This window comes from Pontibacter vulgaris, from assembly GCF_022758145.1.
Taxonomy (GTDB): Bacteria; Bacteroidota; Bacteroidia; order Cytophagales; family Hymenobacteraceae; genus Pontibacter; species Pontibacter vulgaris.
Genome location: NZ_JAJVDH010000003.1, coordinates 87,306 through 103,824, shown reverse-complemented (window position 1 = coordinate 103,824; position 16,519 = coordinate 87,306). Strand labels below are relative to the sequence as shown.

Below are 16,519 nucleotides of genomic sequence, written 5' to 3'. Positions count from 1 at the left end.
ATGGTTACAATCGCAGTCATTATAAGTATAATAGCGCTTATCGGGGCAGGTTTTGCTTTTCTACGGGCCAGTAGTTCCCATCGTATCCTGGTAAAAAGAATCGAGGATCTGAAGGATAAGATAAACTACCAGGAGGCTAAAATTAGGAAATTGGAAGGTGCAGCTGGCAGAGGAAACAAACCGGTTGCCATTAATGAGCCGGCACCAAGAAACCAGCCGCGCCAGGAACAACCGCAGCAGGAGCAGCGGCATAAACAGCGTGAAAGACAACAACCCCAGCAACTTCAACAGCAACGCCCACAACAGCCGCAACCTGAACAACAACCCCGGCAGGAGCAACCACAGCAATTTAAAAAGAAAAAGGAAAACCGACGACGCAACGAGCCGATGGAAACAAACAGGTATGAGGAAATAGGGCAGGAGCCAAGAGTTGCGAGTGCTGTAAACCTGGAGGTTGCCGGAGGAGATCTGTTAGCCGAACTTGAACAACAGGCCTCCGGAAATATCGTGTCTCAGTCTCAGCAACCTGTTGAAGACTCTGGTAAAAGATATGCGATCATTCCGGAAGATGGTGTGATCAGGTTACACCAGTTACAACAACGCCCCGATTCGGATAGCTACATAGAAGTAGATTTGCCGGCTGATGGCAGCAACATGACGGGTTATCGTTTTAACCTTTCGGGTAACCATGCTTTTGTGATCTCGCAAGGTATAGACAGACTGGAAAATGCATTCGCTTTCGAAAAACCTTCAAACAGAATGGTTAGTAAAGTAGTGTTGCAGGGCGATGGCGTACTCACCAAAGTGAACAACGGCTGGAAGATCCAAGAAAAAGCAAGAATTGATTTCAGATAAACCCCTGCATGGAAGGTATATTTATTTTTGAAGCTGTTTTAGTACTGGCTATACTTGGCTACCAACTGTATGTTTACAAAGGCAATAAGCGCAAGATAGAAAGTATAGCCGACCTATATCCTTCCGAAGATCAGTTAGAAGTACGGGAGCAGCTTTTAAGCGATGGAAGTATAAAGCCTGCCGAAGCAAAACCTGCCGGACAAGTATGGGCTGCGCTTATTTCGGGCAAACCCTTCAGGGAATATACTCCTTCCAACCCGGTTATTAAAAAAGTTGTTTCTTCTGAAAATGGCGTACTGCAGATAGAGGCGAAGGGCGGTCCGGTTGCCAGTTACAGTATAGCCACAGATAAGTTCGAAAAACTATTTACCGGCGGAAATATTTACCTGGTTGAAGGCGACCCGGATGCGCTGGTAAGTTCAGCTGCAACAGGTGGTAAAGGAACAGGTACGATCGATGTGATTGAAGTGCGCAATCCGTCGGAAACTTTCGGAAGCATTATCCGGAACACAAATGAATATCTGAAACGCAACAAGGGTGCAGCAGCCGATTTCGAGATACTGAAAGATGTATCGGAGCGCTACGCTGAAGCAATGGATAATGAGGTGCAATCCACCATTGCTACGCCGCTGTATGTAGGTTTGCTGGGTACTTTTTCCGGCGTTATCATTGGCCTTTCCAGCCTGATCTGGTCGGGTGTGGGAACAGATGAAACAGGCGCAGCTACTGGTGCTTTTATCACGGATCAGAATATTCCTTCTTTTCTGTTTGGTGTGCTCATTGCCATGTCAGGTAGTTTTCTGGGTTTGCTGCTTACGTTGCTGGGCAATAACGCCCTGAAAAACGCACGAAGTACTCGCGACAGAAACAAGAACGGCTATTATACTTTCCTGCAAACACATTTGCTGCCAAAACTCAATTCCGATATGGCAGCCAGCCTGGGCAACTTGAAGTCGGTGCTCGATTCATTTAACAAAGATTTCCTGGACAAAGTATTAGGTTTCCGGCCTATAGTTGATTCACTGTCGGAGAACATCCGCATACAAAAGGAATTTATACAGAAGCTGGATGAGATCGGGTTCACGCAGATGGCCAATGCCAATTTGCAGGTGTTTGATAAGTTGAAAGAAAGCGAGCAACTGTTCCAGAACTTTATGAATTACCAGGTAGCGCTGAACGAATCGGTGCGGAAAGGCGGTGAGCTGACACATAATATCGAGCAGGTATTAAGCCGCTTGGTTGGCCTGCAGGAAGGTTTAGATAAAGTGCCGGGTTATTTGCAGAAACACGATGAATCTATACAAAAGCAGGTTGACTTTTTTGGCCGTCACGAGCAGGACCTGGATAATATTGCCGCACGTGTGGAGCAGTATTTTGATAAAGCTGCCCTAAAACTGACAGACCTGATGGAGGCACGCTTACAGCACCAGGAACGCGATGCGCAGAATGCCTATGAGAAATGGCAGGAGCACTTCAGAAGGCTGAACGAAGACAACATTTACCAGCGTATACTGGATTACATGCAGCCTTTCCAGAATCTGAACCAGCAACAAGAGAAGTTAAACACAGACCAGCAGCAACTCGCCGGTGAAATTAAAAATACGAATGAGCGCTTGCTGCAAAAGATAGAAACAGACTCGGTGGTACAGCAGCAACTACTCAACCAGTTGCAAACATTAAACGCGTTGATGATGAAAAGTATGGAGCCGGGACCTTTAAAGGCAGCCTTCAGGAAAGTGTTTAGTGGCAGCCAGAACACCAGGAGATAACCTATACCTATGAGCAAGGAAAGCAGGGATTTCTTCTGGCCCAGTTACGTAGACCTGATGACGGTGCTGTTCCTGGTTATGCTGGTGCTTTTTATACTGAGCTTTAAGCGCTTTCAGGATAAGGACATTGAAAACCGGAATATGCTGGCCAAATTGCAGGTAGAGGTTAGAGAAAAGAAAAAGCTGGATGAAATAAAAGCTGCCCTTTCCAGGCTCGACGATAAATATTTCCAGTACAACGAGAAGTATAAACGCCACGAACTGCTGGTAGATGTGCTGTTTGAGCAAAGCAGCGCCGTAATACCGCAACGCTCGCTTGCCCCCTTGCGCCGCGCCGGCGAAAACCTAAGCCAGGTTGTAAATTCGGTTAAGGATAAAGATGTAAAATACCTGATCGTTATTGACGGCCGGGCAGCCAGTTTCCCGGCTGGCGACCCCCGAAACGTTGCACAACGTGAATATGCTTTGCAACTAAGCTACCAAAGAGCCTTGGCGCTGATGAAGTTCTGGCAAAACTCAGGTATAAAATTCCCCAAAGACAGGATAGAACTGGTTGCTGCCGGAAGCGGTTTCGAAGGAGCAGGCCGTACAGGCGATATCCGGGACCGCCGCTTCGTTATACAGATACTACCAAAGGTAGGCACTATAACAGCTCCCATTCAGGATCGGTAAAAATCCGGTTTATACTTTATACTTTAAGGTATAAGGAACGCCTCGGTGCACCTACTCCCCGCAAGTGCACTTTATGTTGTACCTTTACATTTTAGTAACTCACATCATACTTTATTTACAGGAACAGCATGGCATTTTCGGCACTTGGTTTATCAGAATCTTTGGTAAGAGCTATTAAAGAACAGAATTACACACAGCCTTACCCGATTCAGCAAGCGGCCATACCTGCTTTCCTGCAAGGCAAAGATATTATTGGCATTGCCCAGACGGGTTCCGGTAAAACAGCCAGTTTTGCGCTTCCAATTCTGCAACTACTTCAACACAAGACTGCCAGAACCGGCCGACGTGTAAAATCGCTAATACTGGTGCCAACACGAGAGCTGGCTGTTCAAATACAGGGGGTATTTCATGAATTCGGCGCTAAGTTACCTCAGAAGGTAAAGTCTCTGGCCGTATATGGTGGCGTTTCTATAAATCCGCAGATGATGCAAATGAGCGGGACCGATGTCTTGATTGCAACGCCGGGCAGGCTTCTCGATCTGGTTTCACAAAATGCAGTGCAGCTGTCTGGTGTTGAAATACTGGTGCTGGATGAGGCTGATAAAATTCTGAGTTTAGGTTTTAAAGAAGAAGTTGATAAGATTTTAGCACTGTTGCCGGAAAAACGACAGAACGCGCTTTTTACCGCTACGCTTGGCGGCGATGTAGAAGCTTTTGCCGATAAGCTGCTGATCAGTCCGTTAAAAATTCAGATAGAAGAGGAGGCCTCCGTACCAGAACTGATCAACCAGATAGCCTACCAGGTTGATGCAGCGAAAAAAGGCCCGTTCCTGCGGTATTTACTCAAGGAAAGCGATATGCAGCAGGTATTGGTTTTTGCTTCTTCCATCAGAACGGCCGATAACATTGTGGGCAAACTGCTGAAGCGTGGCATTCAGGCGGCAGCTTTTCATGGCGATAAGAGCCAGGGCGCCAGAACCGATGCCCTTACCAAATTTAAGGCAGGTAAGCTCCGTGTACTTGTTGCTACTGACCTGGCCTCGCGTGGTATCGATATCAAATTTTTGCCTTACGTAATTAACTACGAATTGCCACGCTCGCCAAAAGATTATGTGCACCGGATAGGCAGAACAGGTCGGGCCGAAGCATCCGGGCAGGCCATTTCATTGATCAGCCCGGAAGAAGCACACCATTTCAAGATCATTCAGAAAAAAATGGGCCGTCGCGTGCCTATGGAGCCAACCGACCAACTGGATCTGGCTGGTTACTAATCCGTAATGTTAAAAACGCCAGTAAGTATAAATAATACATTTCAGGGCTCTAGTGGCAATGCCCATTGTGGTTATACTTCAGTTACCGGAATTTAAAATTGTGGTACAAGATTTGATAACTCCTGAACTATATAGGTTGATGCTATACTTGCGTCAGCTTTTCGAATTCCGTTTTATACTTACTACTAATTCTATACATCTACCAAAAAACTGAAATTATGAAAAAGACGAGTTTATTTGCCCTGATGCTGTTTCTAATGGCAGCCCTGCAAGTACATGCCCAGCAGCAGATGATGCCTCCGCTCATTAATGTTACCGGCGTAGGCGAAGTTAAACTGCAACCCGATGAAGTACTCCTGAACTTTGGGGTAGAAATGCGCGACAAATCCTTAGACGTAGCCCGCAAGCAAACAGATGCTAAAGCGGCTGCAATTATCTCTTACCTTAAAAAGCAGGGCGTTGAAGCAAAGAATATCCAGACGTCATACATGAGCGTGCAGCCAATTTACACCGGCGGCGACTATGGCAAAGCTTCCCCTGATTTTTACATGGCCCAGAAAACCATGGCGGTAGTTATCAAGAAATTAAATAAATTTGATGAGATACTTTCGGGGCTTTACGGTGTTGGCGTTAACCGTGTGGATGGCATCTCTTTCAGAGTGGCCGATCTGGAGAAACACAAAGCGGAAGCCCGCAAGCGTGCCGTAGCAGATGCTAAACAGAGAGCAAATGCCTTAACCTCAGAACTTGGTGCTAAAGTAGGGCGGGTTTACTCTATAAATGAAAACACGTATGGCGGTGGCCCAAGACCAATGTATAAATCAGCTATGGTAATGGATGCTGAAATGAGCGGGGCCAGCGAGCCAAGTATAGCCGGCGGCGAATTTGTTGTTACTTCTAATGTTACGGTAAGCTTTATAATAGAATAAAAACAGAAGTATAAAATGAAAGGCCTCCTGCAAATGTTGCGGGAGGCCTTTTTTATTTCTTCAGTTCAAGCTTATCTATACTTTTAAAAGCTCCCGAATCATCTACCAGGAAACTTATCGTCTGCTGCGGATTCTGCAAAATTTCCTTTTCCCGGATATTCCACGGTTTCAGCATTTCTTCGAGCATGTGAGCATAGGCGGTAACTTCCCAGGGGTTAAACACCTCGTTTGTTACATCATCAATAATAGAGTCTATAACCAGGTGGTCGTCTTCAGGCTTAACGGGGCGGATAAAATACTCAGGCACTACGTTAAAAATATAGGCGGCATAAAAAGCGCGGGCTTTAAATTCGGCAACCTGTATCGGGTGCAGTTGCTGCCCTTGCGTAAGGCGGTACATGCGGCCAAGTGCCCTGCTTATAATGCCATTATCGAGCAGGGTACAAACTATAACCACCGGTCCAAGTTTAATGCTGAAAGCCATGGTGGTAAGCTCGTCCTGGTACTCGAAAGGGAGTTCGTCTTCAGCAGGGTTAACCTCCAGCAGAAACAGCGAACTTGGTATGAAATCGGAAAAAACCATAGGCACCCGCAGCGATTGCAATACCTGGAAAAACGACCTGAATTTGCCCAGCATTTTCGGGTTCTCGCTCACCGCATATTCCGGCCTGATCAATGGGTCTGCTTCTTTTATGAGCTCTGTAACCAGGGTGCCGTAATACATTTTGCCGATCCACTGAAAAAGCTTTTGTTTTTCTAATGCCTGCAAACCTGCCAAGCCTTTTTCTGCGGCCTGTTCTACTTCGTTCTCCAGCGGAATAATATGGGAAGTATGGCAATTATCGCAGCAAGGAATGGTAAGCTCGCTGAAAGTAGTAACGCTCTTATCCAGTAAAAGAAGTTCTTTGTTTTGTAAGTTATACTTCTGTTGCAACCAGCCGGCAAATACAGGGGTGCGTTGCTCGTTAGTTATAGTTGTACCGCACAAGAAGCAGAAGTCATCGCTGAACTGCATTTTCTCGAACGGGTCGTATAGTTTCAAATCCGTCATTTATACTTCTGTTTATTGCTGCAAAGATAGCAAAACAGTAACGGAGAATTAATGTAAACTTGCGCCTAATGCATAAGTTCATAGTTTGATAATTATGTTAAGTAAAGTAGGGTTTATACTTGAGCTGCGGCTAAAATATAAAGTATAACAAGTATAAAGTGTAAGTATAAAAAGGGGAGGGCAAAGAAAAAATTAACAACAAGCCTGTAAGCCGGGTTCTGTCGCAGGGCCGAAGCCCCACGTCTTATCATTTATCTAGGCCTGAACTCGCGCGCAGGCTCCATCGACCTACCCACTGACATCGGACGAGCAGCCCTTAGCCCCGCCGAAGCGAGACTCTGCCAGCCTATTTGGTCTTTCAACTCCTAAGGTTTACCCAGCCGGACTGGTTACCCAGCCGCTGGTGCGCTCTTACCGCACCTTTTCACCCTTACCCCGAAAGTTTTCGGGGCGGTAATTTTCTGTGGCACTGGCTGTAGCTTTTTCGTCTCCAAAAAAGCCCCTTCCCGTTAGGAAGTAGGATGCTCTGTGTTGCCCGGACTTTCCTCTTCTCGTAAAGAGCAGCGATAAGATGGCTTGTTGTTAATTTCTTTGTAGCTGTAAAGATAGTTAATAACAGTGAACAGTTATTAGTAAACAGTAACCAGTGTATTAAAATTCTATCTCTTATATTTTCAGAATTATTTTTTAACTGTTTACTGCTATCCGTTATTTAAGTCTGACCAATGTAGCGCCGTAACCGAACTTCTCTTTTCGGGCATCTTCGAAAAATTTGATACCCGGGGTGCGGCTCAGTACTTTCTGGATCTCTTTGCGCAGCACACCGTTTCCGGCACCATGTATAAACACAATCTCATGCATGTTTGCGGCCATGGCTCTGTCCAGCGCATCCTGGAAATGCTCCATCTGCAGTTTAAGCATAGCGGTGTTATTAAGATTGCTTACATCTTCTACCAGTTTTTCTATGTGCAGATCTACTTCATGATTGGGCGCTTCCAGTTTATAGTTCTCTTTTGGTGCAGCGGCAGCCATCTGCTCTTTTATCTTGTCGGTATCAACTATAGTTGGCTTGCTGTCGAGCTGGAAAACGTAAGCATCTTTGTTAATTACGGGTGCGGGTTTTTTGCTCTTATAAAAAGAATTTGCCCGGAACTGTACGCGCTTTGTAACTGGCTCAAACAAAGTTGGTGCTCCGTTACGGTGCTGCAGAAACTGGATCAGCAGGCTCGGCCACTGTTCAAAATCTTTTAGGTGATAATGCCCGATAACGCGCGTTGCCTTTGGTGCCAGTTTATCGTTTTGCAGGCCTCGGTACTTGTTGTTTCGCTCTTCGCCACTTGTAAACAGCACATCGTAATCGGTGTTATTAACTACTGTTGCGGCCAGCAATTCTTCTGATTGTTGCACCATAGCCAGGTAAATGCCTTTTTCTGCCAGTACGGGTGCTGGTGGCTCTTTGCGCGCCGAAGGTTTTATACTTTCCTGCTCCTGTCCGCGGAAAGCTTTTGCCTCTTCAGGTGCGATAAGCACGATCTCTCGTCGGGAAACAGGTATGGTAAAGTCGTTATCAATAGCTACCTCTACTATATTATTATCTAAAATGCGGGTAATGATGCCTTCTTCTCTGCCGGTCATCAAGCGCACGCGGTCTCCTACGTTCATAGTTTCGTTATTTGTTAATGGTTGTTTGTTGATTGCTGAAATTAGAAATCAGCTAATGTTAACCCACCCCTAACCCCTCCCAAGAGGGGAATAAATACTTAGCGGATAATTCCCCTCCTCGGAGGGGCAGGGGTGGGTGAACTTCAATCCCTGATCTATTCATCAACTATAGCAAATATACGAATGTTTTAGGTGGGGATTTTAGAAGTATAAAGCGTGTGCTTTCAGCCCGTTTTTGCTGGTATACTCTAAAGTGGGTGCAGGTATTTTGATGGCGCTGAGAATATAAAGTGCAGTATTCAGTATTTTGTTTCGGCCTTTAAAGTGTAACAGGTTCAGGTCGGGGCTCAGGTAATACTGGCGGTGCGCGTTAAAACCGGCTGCTTCGTTTCCTGCCTTGCTGTTATAAACAATCTCTTCGGCGCCATAGCCAACGGCCATGTTCAGCCACTTCGGAAATCGGCTTTCTACTGTCAGGAAGGCTGAGGGGTTAACAGAAAGCCAGTAAGTTTGCCCATTGTAATCCTTCAGTGCCTGTTCAGTTAGGTTGTTGCCTAAAACATTGGGCCTTACATCGGCATAGCGGGTAGTATGAAAAGAGTACTTAGGCATAATGCGTACTTCGCGCCAGGCTAATTCCTGTGCAACTACAGCTGCAGAACCTACCGTGTTGGCCACCAGATCGCCAACTGATGCGCCATAATCTGACTGGTAACCATCAAAAACTTCTATCGGTGTTTGTAATACCACGCCTAAAAGTCCGCCGTAAAGTATAGCTTTCTTATCAGCCACACCCGCCCAGCGCAGCATATCTATACCGGCACGGCTCTCATGAAAAGCACTCCAGAAATGTCCTGCCTTATCTACCTGCTTCCACTGATGGTTGTCATTAAAAAAATGGAAATCGGTGCGCTCCTGGTTCTGGTACCAGGCTTCATTCAGCGATACCAGCATACCTGTATAGCCCGCTGCAAAGCTGCTGCCGAGTATAAGCAGCCGTTTCTTGTTTACAGGGGCTTGTACAGAATCAGGTAAAGTGCCCGCTATAACCGGCTGAAAAAGTAACAGGCTTAGCAAAAGCGAAAAAACTGGCAGACGCAGGCTCATATTTCAAAGATAAGCAAACGCCTTTAAATGCTTTCCGATTTATAGTAACAGATCCGTTTGCCTTATGAACTATGGCTATGTTTCATGTATGAACACGCGTGAAGTTGGTAAAAGCATCATGTATCCCAATTTCACAAATTTGTTATTGTTGAGGCTTAAGTATAATTATTCCGTTGCAAAAGGGCATGAGATATAGTATAAATTGAATTATAACCTTCTGATGTAAAATACGATATTATCTACAGCCAAAACAAATAAGTGCCTGAGGCTATACTTCCGCCGGCTGCTTTTACCATACCTTTTTTAACATGTACAGGTAACAGGTAGCCGTCGTTCTTTTTCAATCTATGAATAAACTTTATCCCATCTCACCTTCTGTATGAATATTAAAAAAGTTCTTGTCGCCAACCGGGGCGAGATTGCCATTCGTGTATTGCGCGCCTGCACCGAACTGGGCATAAAAACGGTAGCCATTTATACTTACGAAGACCGCTACTCGCTACACCGCTATAAAGCCGATGAAGCTTACCAGATCGGTAAAGACAATCAGCCACTGCAACCCTACCTCGACATCGACGGCATTATTAAAATTGCCAAAGAAAACGGGGTAGATGCCATACATCCTGGTTATGGTTTCCTGTCTGAAAATCAGCATTTCTCGCAGCGCTGTGCCGATAATGGTATCATTTTTATTGGACCTAAACCGCAGGTAATGGCCTCGCTGGGCGATAAAATTGCAGCCAAAAAAGTAGCCGTTAGCTGCCAGGTACCCATTATAGAAAGTAACATACCAGACCTCACCACTTACGACATTGCCCTAAGCGAAGCGAAACGTATTGGTTACCCGCTGATGCTGAAAGCTGCTGCCGGTGGTGGTGGCCGTGGTATGCGCGTAATCCGCGACGATGAGCAACTGGAAAAAGGTTTTTTTGAGGCTAAAAACGAAGCACTGAAGGCTTTTGGCGACGATACACTTTTCCTGGAGAAGTATGTAGAGAACCCGAAACACATCGAAGTGCAGATTGTGGCCGATAACTATGGCAACATTACGCACCTTTTCGAACGAGATTGCTCTGTGCAACGCCGTTTTCAGAAAGTGGTGGAAGTAGCCCCGGCCATCAGCCTGAACGAAGAAACCCGCCAGCAACTATACGACTATGCCATTAAGATTTGCTCGGCGGTTAATTATAATAACGTTGGCACAGTAGAGTTCCTGGTAGAGCCTCATACCAACAATATATTCTTTATAGAAGTAAATCCGCGTATTCAGGTAGAACACACGGTTACGGAAATGATAACCGGCATTGACCTGATAAAAACGCAGATCTTTATTGCCGATGGTTACAGGCTGGACCACGAAGAAGTTCTGCTTGGGCCAAATCATAAAGTACGCGCCAATGGTGTTGCCATTCAGTGCCGCATCACTACCGAAGACCCTGAAAACGATTTTAAACCGGATTATGGTACGATTATCGCCTACCGGAGCGCAGGTGGGTTTGGTATAAGATTAGACCAGGGAAGCGTCTATCAGGGCGCCAAGATCAGCCCGTTCTTCGATTCGTTGCTGGTAAAAGTATCTGCTCAGGCACCTACGCTGCGCCACGCAGCCATGAAAATGGCGCGCACGCTTGATGAATTCCGAATCCGGGGCGTGAAGCAGAACATACAGTTCCTGCAGAACATCATTAACCACCCTGTTTTTGTTTCCGGCGATGCCACTGTGGATTTTGTGAAAAACCACCCGGAGCTGTTCGTGTTTAAACAAAGCAAGGACAGGGCAACCAAAATGCTCAGTTTCCTGGCAGAGGTTATTGTAAATGGTAACCCCGATGTAAAGAACCCCGACCCGAACAAGGTGCTTACCAAACCGGATTTCCGTGGGTTTAACCTGAACAAACCCTACGAAGAAGGTACAAAAGACCTGCTCCGCATGATGGGCCCGGATGAGTTCTCGAAATGGCTGCGTAACGACAATAAGATACACTATACAGATACCACTTTTCGGGATGCGCACCAGTCGTTGCTGGCTACCCGCATGCGAACTTTTGATATTATGAAAGTGGCTGAGTCATTTGCCAAAGACCATCCGCAAACCTTTAGTATGGAAGTATGGGGCGGCGCTACCTTTGATGTTTGCCTGCGTTTTCTGCACGAAGACCCATGGGACCGCCTGGCGCAGATACGCAAAGCTGTACCAAACATACTACTGCAAATGCTGATCCGTGGCTCTAACGGCGTTGGCTACAAAGCTTACCCGGATAACCTGATTGAATCGTTTGTGGAGAAATCATGGGAAACTGGTATTGATATCTTCCGCATATTCGATTCGCTGAACTGGCTGGAAAGTATGAAACCATGCATAGACTTTGTACGCAAGCGCACGCAAGGCCTGGCAGAGGTTGCTATCTGCTATACCGGTGATATTCTGAATCCATCAAAAACAAAATATACTTTAGATTATTACCTGCAGCTGGCTAAGCAGATAGAAGATGCAGGCGCGCACATACTGGCTATAAAAGATATGGCCGGCCTGTTAAAACCATACGCTGCACAAGTCTTGGTTGAAGCTTTACGCGGTACAGTAAAAATACCGATACACCTGCACACACACGATACCTCCTCAATACAATCAGCAACTTATTTAAAGGCGATAGAAGCGGGCGTTGATGTGATAGACGTAGCGCTGGGTTCTATGTCGGGACTTACGTCGCAGCCTAATTTTAATAGTATGGTGGAGGCCATGCGCTTCCAGGAGCGCCACCGCGAGTTTGACCAGGCCAGCCTGAACCGCCACTCCAACTACTGGGAAACGGTGCGCGAATACTATTATCCTTTCGAATCTGGTCTTAAAGCGGGTACAGCCGAAGTATTCAATCACGAAATTCCGGGAGGCCAGTATTCCAACTTACGCCCACAGGCAAATGCGCTGGGTCTTGGCGATAAATGGGAAGAGATTAAGGAAACGTATGCCGATGTAAACAACCTGTTCGGAGATGTGGTAAAGGTAACGCCAAGCTCAAAAGTAGTGGGGGATATGGCTTTATACTTAGTATCTAACGGCCTGACTACGGTAGATGTGCTGGAGCGCGGCGATCAGATCTCGTTTCCGGAATCGGTGCAGTCGTTTTTTAAAGGCGATCTGGGGCAGCCGGTTGGAGGTTTCCCGAAAAAGCTGCAGGATATTATACTTAAAGGCAGCAAGCCCTTTACAGGCAGGCCAAACGAGCACCTGGAGCCTGTTAATATTGATGAAGAGTTTGCAGCTTTCCAGGAGAAGTTCGGTAAAGAAACCAAGTATACCGATTTCCTTTCGTACCAGCTTTACCCTAAAGTATACGAGGCGTATTACAAGCACTACGAGCAGTACAGCGATGTTTCCAAAATCCCGACCCGTTTGTTCTTCTATGGCATGCAGCCAGGCGAAGAGGCCATCATCGACATTGCGCGTGGTAAATCCATCGTAATTAAATACCAATCGCTGGGCCACGTAAACGAAGATGGTATGCGCACGGTGTTCTTTAAACTAAACGGCCAGACACGCAACATTGAGGTACGGGACAAGGCGGTGAAAGTAGAGCGCATAGAGCACCAGAAAATAGACAAGGCTAACCCGAAACATGTGGGCGCTCCGTTACAAGGTTTGTTGTCGAAAATTCTGGTGGAAAAAGAACAGCCGATAAAGAAAAATACACCGCTCTTTATTATAGAGGCCATGAAAATGGAAACAACCATTACGGCTTCAGAAGATACCCTGATATCGGCTATACATTTAGCGGAAGGCTCGCTGGTGAACACCGATGACTTAGTATTGACATTGAGCTAAAGTATAGTTTATACTTCAGAAAAAAGAGCTGCCTGTAAAAAAGGCGGCTCTTTTGCTTTATAGCCAATGCGGCATACAAATTCTTTTATTTGATGATTTACCCAAGCCAGCTCAGAAAACATAAACCTGTGAACAATCCTGCAGAGACAGGTCGCGACCCAATGCCTTCAAGTTAAGGGTTTAAGCCCCAAATTGTCATCTCGAATGAAATGAGAGATCTGGATTGATTTAAAGCAATGGCGCAATTTCAGATTTCTCACTAGCGTTCGAAATGACAGAAGAATCCTTAAGTTGACGACCTTGGGTCGCGACCTGTTTCTACAGTGGTGTTTTACAACTATAGTTCGGCGGCTGCCAATGCCTCCCGGCCTTCAACTATAGCTATTTCTTCGTCGGTTAGGTTGTATAGTTGGTATACCAGCTGGTCTATTTCGGCGTCGGTGGTTTGTATCTGGTTTTTAAGCGAGAGGGCTTTTTCGGCTTGCTCGGTAAAGTAATCTTCCCACTCGGCTTCGTCGGCGAGGCTTAGTTTTACTTTCTTTTTGGCCAGCTCTTTTATAAACTCGACATACGGCAGCAGGTACCACTCCTGTAGTTTTTTAGGCAGCTCGGTTAACCCAAATTTGCGCGAAAGTGTGCGCTGAAACTTCTGATTTATACTTTGTAATGCCTCATTTAAAGAAAGCATCGCATCAGCTTTTTCGATGAAGGGTTGTTGCTCTGTATTTTTAACTGGGATGCGAGATAAATATTCTTTAGAAATATTTACTGTTAAAGTAGATTCATTTGTAAACTGATTGTTATAAAACCAGTTTATAAGCTCGGAATTTAGTAGTGTTAATATAAATTTAGATTTATACTTTGAGTCGGGTTTAAGTATGATATTGTTTATGGATTCTTTGTTATAAAATCCATTATTATCATAAGCAACTTTTAGTGGTTTCCTGCCACCAGTAATACGCTGTACTAATAACTTCTCAGGTACTTCAAATACTCCTTTTGTTCTTGCTCTATGAAGTAATGAAGGTGTATAATTTAAGTATTGATGTATCGGCTTAATTATATATGATGAAATATCTTTCCCTTCAAGAAAAGGTTTGTAACCTTCTAATTGTGTACTACTTACAATTTCATCTTTATTTTTTGTTATTACAACGCCAAAGATCATTTCATCACATTCATCACCTAATAAATCTGAATCGCTTAACATCTTCTTTAAGATCAATCCTTTTTCATCAGAAACATTTGTCGTGATTATATAATCGTTTGATATAATCTCACTCAAATTTAACTCAGTATACTTTCCACTAAAATCTTTTATTATTTTGATTTTTGAATCAGCTTTTGGATTACATTTAGTAGCAATTAATATCATTGCCGTAGTTACTGCGTTCTCAAATATATCTGTACCTAAATCTGCTAATTCTCTAAAGTTGAAATTATTGACAAAGAACTTTCTGGATTCATGGTAAGAAGTAACTCTAAGGAAAGTATTAGGAATGATAAAGGAAAATTCTCCACCTTCCTTAAGTATCACATTTGATTTCTCAATAAATAATGTAAATAGATTGACCTTTCCATTTCCTGTTACATAGTTGTTTTTGAAAAAGACTTTCGATTCAGCTGAGATGCCTTCATTGCCACCAAAAACATACGGCGGATTACCAATCACCACATCAAACCCGCCTTTCTCAAACACCTGCGGGAAGGCCTGTTGCCAGTTAAAGGCTTTGTCGCCGGCCACTTCGGGGTCGTCTATCAGGGAGTTGCCGCACTTTATGTTGTTGTTCAGGTCGTTTAGTTTCCGGTTGGGCTGGGTCGTGCGGAGCCATAAACTCAGCTTGGCAATTTCCACGCTTTCCTCGTTCAAGTCTACGCCAAACAGGTTGTTTTCTAAAATGCTTTTCTCTACATCGCTAAGTATAAATAAGTCGCCAAACAGCTTGGCATGCAGTTCGTCTATGTAGCGGTGTTCGGCAATCAGAAAGTCCAGGGCCTGGTTCAGGAATGCTCCCGAGCCGCAGGCAGGGTCGCATATGGTTAGTTGCAGCAGCCAGTCACGGTAAGCTTTCAGTTTGTCGTCAAGCGCTTTTATAGTTTTCTTCTGCCGCTTTTTGTCGGTGGTGTAGTCTTCGTCGTTCAGCTGCAGTTCGGCCTTTTTTTCGGTGCACAGCTTGCCTACGGTGTTCTCTACTATGTATTTGGTAATATACTTCGGGGTATAAAAAACGCCGTCTTTTTTGCGCTTGGTGCTGGCTTTATCTATGGTCTGGCCTTCGAGCTGGGCTTTTATCTCGTCGAGCTCGTTCAGGGAGTTCTCAAAAATATGGCCCAGAATGTTTACGTCTACTTCGCTCGCAAAATCATACTCCGATAGTTTCAGGGCGTGCTTGTACAGCAGCTCATCGTCCATCTCAATGGTATCCAGTATGTCGTCGGCTTTAAACAGGCCGCCGTTGTAGGCAAACACATCGTAGCGCTTGCCTTTGTAGCCCGTGTTCAGGTACCCGAAGTATTTCTTAAACCTGTCGTAAAGCGGTATTTCCACGTCGCGGTCCTGCAGGTCGCGCCAGTCGGCAAGTATAAGCCGCACCGAGTTGGGCGGCAGCAGCTGGCGGTCTTCGGCAAAAAACAGAAACAGGAACCTATCCAGTAGCTTCTGCGATTTCCGGAACAAGTCCAGCGGCTCGAATTGCGGGTTCAGGCTAACCAGGTTCTGGTATAGTTCGCGCTTAAACAGCGAGTAGTCTTTGTATAGTTGTTTGGTTATTACATCTTCCTGGCTAACCGATTCGTCCTTTATCTTTTTAGGCGTGCCCTTGGCTATACTTTCATAGGCCAGGCACAAGTATAAAAGCGCAAAATCCTTTTCGGTGAGGGAGAACAAATTAAACTCCAGGTGCTCTACGGCATTATCAATATAAAACCGAAGCTTCTCAAAGTTAGACGTGATGACATATACGCAGCCGGGCTGGTTGTTTTTATAGCCAAACGCCTGTTCTTCAATTTTGCCCAGGTCGGTTGTGTTGGTGCCTTTCAGTTCTATCACCGCTTTCACGGCATCGTTCACAAGTATAGCCCCGTCCGCTTTTTTGCTGTCTTTTACGTTTTTGTGCTCGGTGGTCAGGTTATAGTTTGGCGTGGGGTTTTTGGTGTAGCCCAGTACGTTCACAAACAAATCAATCAGAAACTCGCCCTGGTATTGCTCTTCCTTGCTGTTGCGTATGTTCTCCTGTATGGCGGGGTTATGGAAGTGGGTTCTAAAACGGGAATACGCCGCGCTTATAGTTGCCTTGTCAAGGGTTTTAAGGTACTTGTTTGTTACAGAAGTCTGGAAGAATGCCATAGCTTAGGAGTATAAAGGAATGGCAATATAGTAT

General features: G+C 45.3%; 10 protein-coding genes and 1 other RNA gene. 6 read left to right on the top strand and 5 right to left on the bottom strand.

Annotation, left to right across the window (positions count from 1 at the left end; genetic code table 11):
* From LWP20_RS05850 to LWP20_RS05830, 5 genes are all read left to right on the top strand, one after another.
* Positions 1-855: a hypothetical protein gene (locus LWP20_RS05850; RefSeq protein WP_242927190.1), complete on the top strand. Its 855-nt coding sequence runs from the start codon at positions 1-3 to the stop codon at positions 853-855.
* An 8-nt stretch (positions 856-863) separates the two neighbouring features.
* Positions 864-2,624 carry a hypothetical protein gene (locus LWP20_RS05845; RefSeq protein ID WP_242927189.1) on the top strand — a complete coding sequence of 587 codons (1,761 nt, stop codon included), beginning with the start codon at positions 864-866 and terminating at the stop codon, positions 2,622-2,624.
* A 9-nt stretch (positions 2,625-2,633) separates the two neighbouring features.
* Positions 2,634-3,296: an OmpA family protein gene (locus LWP20_RS05840; RefSeq protein WP_242927188.1), complete on the top strand. Its 663-nt coding sequence runs from the start codon at positions 2,634-2,636 to the stop codon at positions 3,294-3,296.
* Positions 3,297-3,424: 128 nt separating this feature from the next.
* Positions 3,425-4,567 (top strand): DEAD/DEAH box helicase, encoded by a 1,143-nt coding sequence (locus LWP20_RS05835; protein WP_242927187.1) that lies wholly within the window; start codon positions 3,425-3,427, stop codon positions 4,565-4,567.
* A gap of 218 nt (positions 4,568-4,785) precedes the next feature.
* Positions 4,786-5,496: an SIMPL domain-containing protein gene (locus LWP20_RS05830; RefSeq protein ID WP_242927186.1), complete on the top strand. Its 711-nt coding sequence runs from the start codon at positions 4,786-4,788 to the stop codon at positions 5,494-5,496.
* 52 nt (positions 5,497-5,548) lie between these two features.
* On the opposite strand, the gene LWP20_RS05825 is transcribed toward LWP20_RS05830, so the two are convergent.
* The 4 genes from LWP20_RS05825 to LWP20_RS05810 form a co-directional block, all read right to left on the bottom strand.
* On the bottom strand, positions 5,549-6,547 hold the full coding sequence (locus tag LWP20_RS05825) for a hypothetical protein (RefSeq protein WP_242927185.1): 999 nt from the start codon (positions 6,545-6,547) through the stop codon (positions 5,549-5,551).
* 191 nt (positions 6,548-6,738) lie between these two features.
* An RNA gene (rnpB, locus tag LWP20_RS05820) (RNase P RNA component class A) lies at positions 6,739-7,130 on the bottom strand.
* 125 nt (positions 7,131-7,255) lie between these two features.
* On the bottom strand, positions 7,256-8,209 hold the full coding sequence (locus LWP20_RS05815) for a Smr/MutS family protein (RefSeq protein WP_242927184.1): 954 nt from the start codon (positions 8,207-8,209) through the stop codon (positions 7,256-7,258).
* A 201-nt stretch (positions 8,210-8,410) separates the two neighbouring features.
* Positions 8,411-9,316, bottom strand: coding sequence for a DUF2279 domain-containing protein (locus LWP20_RS05810; protein ID WP_242927183.1), 906 nt, complete (start codon positions 9,314-9,316; stop codon positions 8,411-8,413).
* Positions 9,317-9,695: 379 nt separating this feature from the next.
* Between LWP20_RS05810 and LWP20_RS05805 the strand changes: the two genes are divergently transcribed.
* Entirely contained in the window at positions 9,696-13,139 is a 3,444-nt protein-coding gene (locus LWP20_RS05805; RefSeq protein WP_242927182.1) for a pyruvate carboxylase, read from the top strand.
* Positions 13,140-13,476: 337 nt separating this feature from the next.
* On the opposite strand, the gene LWP20_RS05800 is transcribed toward LWP20_RS05805, so the two are convergent.
* Entirely contained in the window at positions 13,477-16,485 is a 3,009-nt protein-coding gene (locus tag LWP20_RS05800; protein WP_242927181.1) for an Eco57I restriction-modification methylase domain-containing protein, read from the bottom strand.
* Positions 16,486-16,519 lie beyond the last annotated feature (34 nt).

Excerpts from the sequence above, each read along its gene's own strand:
- LWP20_RS05815 (WP_242927184.1), bottom strand. The coding sequence starts at position 8,209 with ATGAACGTAGGAGACCGCGTGCGCTTGATGACCGGCAGAGAAGAAGGC.
- LWP20_RS05845 (WP_242927189.1), top strand. The coding sequence starts at position 864 with ATGGAAGGTATATTTATTTTTGAAGCTGTTTTAGTACTGGCTATACTT.
- LWP20_RS05825 (WP_242927185.1), bottom strand. The coding sequence starts at position 6,547 with ATGACGGATTTGAAACTATACGACCCGTTCGAGAAAATGCAGTTCAGC.
- LWP20_RS05835 (WP_242927187.1), top strand. The coding sequence starts at position 3,425 with ATGGCATTTTCGGCACTTGGTTTATCAGAATCTTTGGTAAGAGCTATT.
- LWP20_RS05840 (WP_242927188.1), top strand. The coding sequence starts at position 2,634 with ATGAGCAAGGAAAGCAGGGATTTCTTCTGGCCCAGTTACGTAGACCTG.
- LWP20_RS05850 (WP_242927190.1), top strand. The coding sequence starts at position 1 with ATGGTTACAATCGCAGTCATTATAAGTATAATAGCGCTTATCGGGGCA.
- LWP20_RS05810 (WP_242927183.1), bottom strand. The coding sequence starts at position 9,316 with ATGAGCCTGCGTCTGCCAGTTTTTTCGCTTTTGCTAAGCCTGTTACTT.
- LWP20_RS05800 (WP_242927181.1), bottom strand. The coding sequence starts at position 16,485 with ATGGCATTCTTCCAGACTTCTGTAACAAACAAGTACCTTAAAACCCTT.
- LWP20_RS05805 (WP_242927182.1), top strand. The coding sequence starts at position 9,696 with ATGAATATTAAAAAAGTTCTTGTCGCCAACCGGGGCGAGATTGCCATT.
- LWP20_RS05830 (WP_242927186.1), top strand. The coding sequence starts at position 4,786 with ATGAAAAAGACGAGTTTATTTGCCCTGATGCTGTTTCTAATGGCAGCC.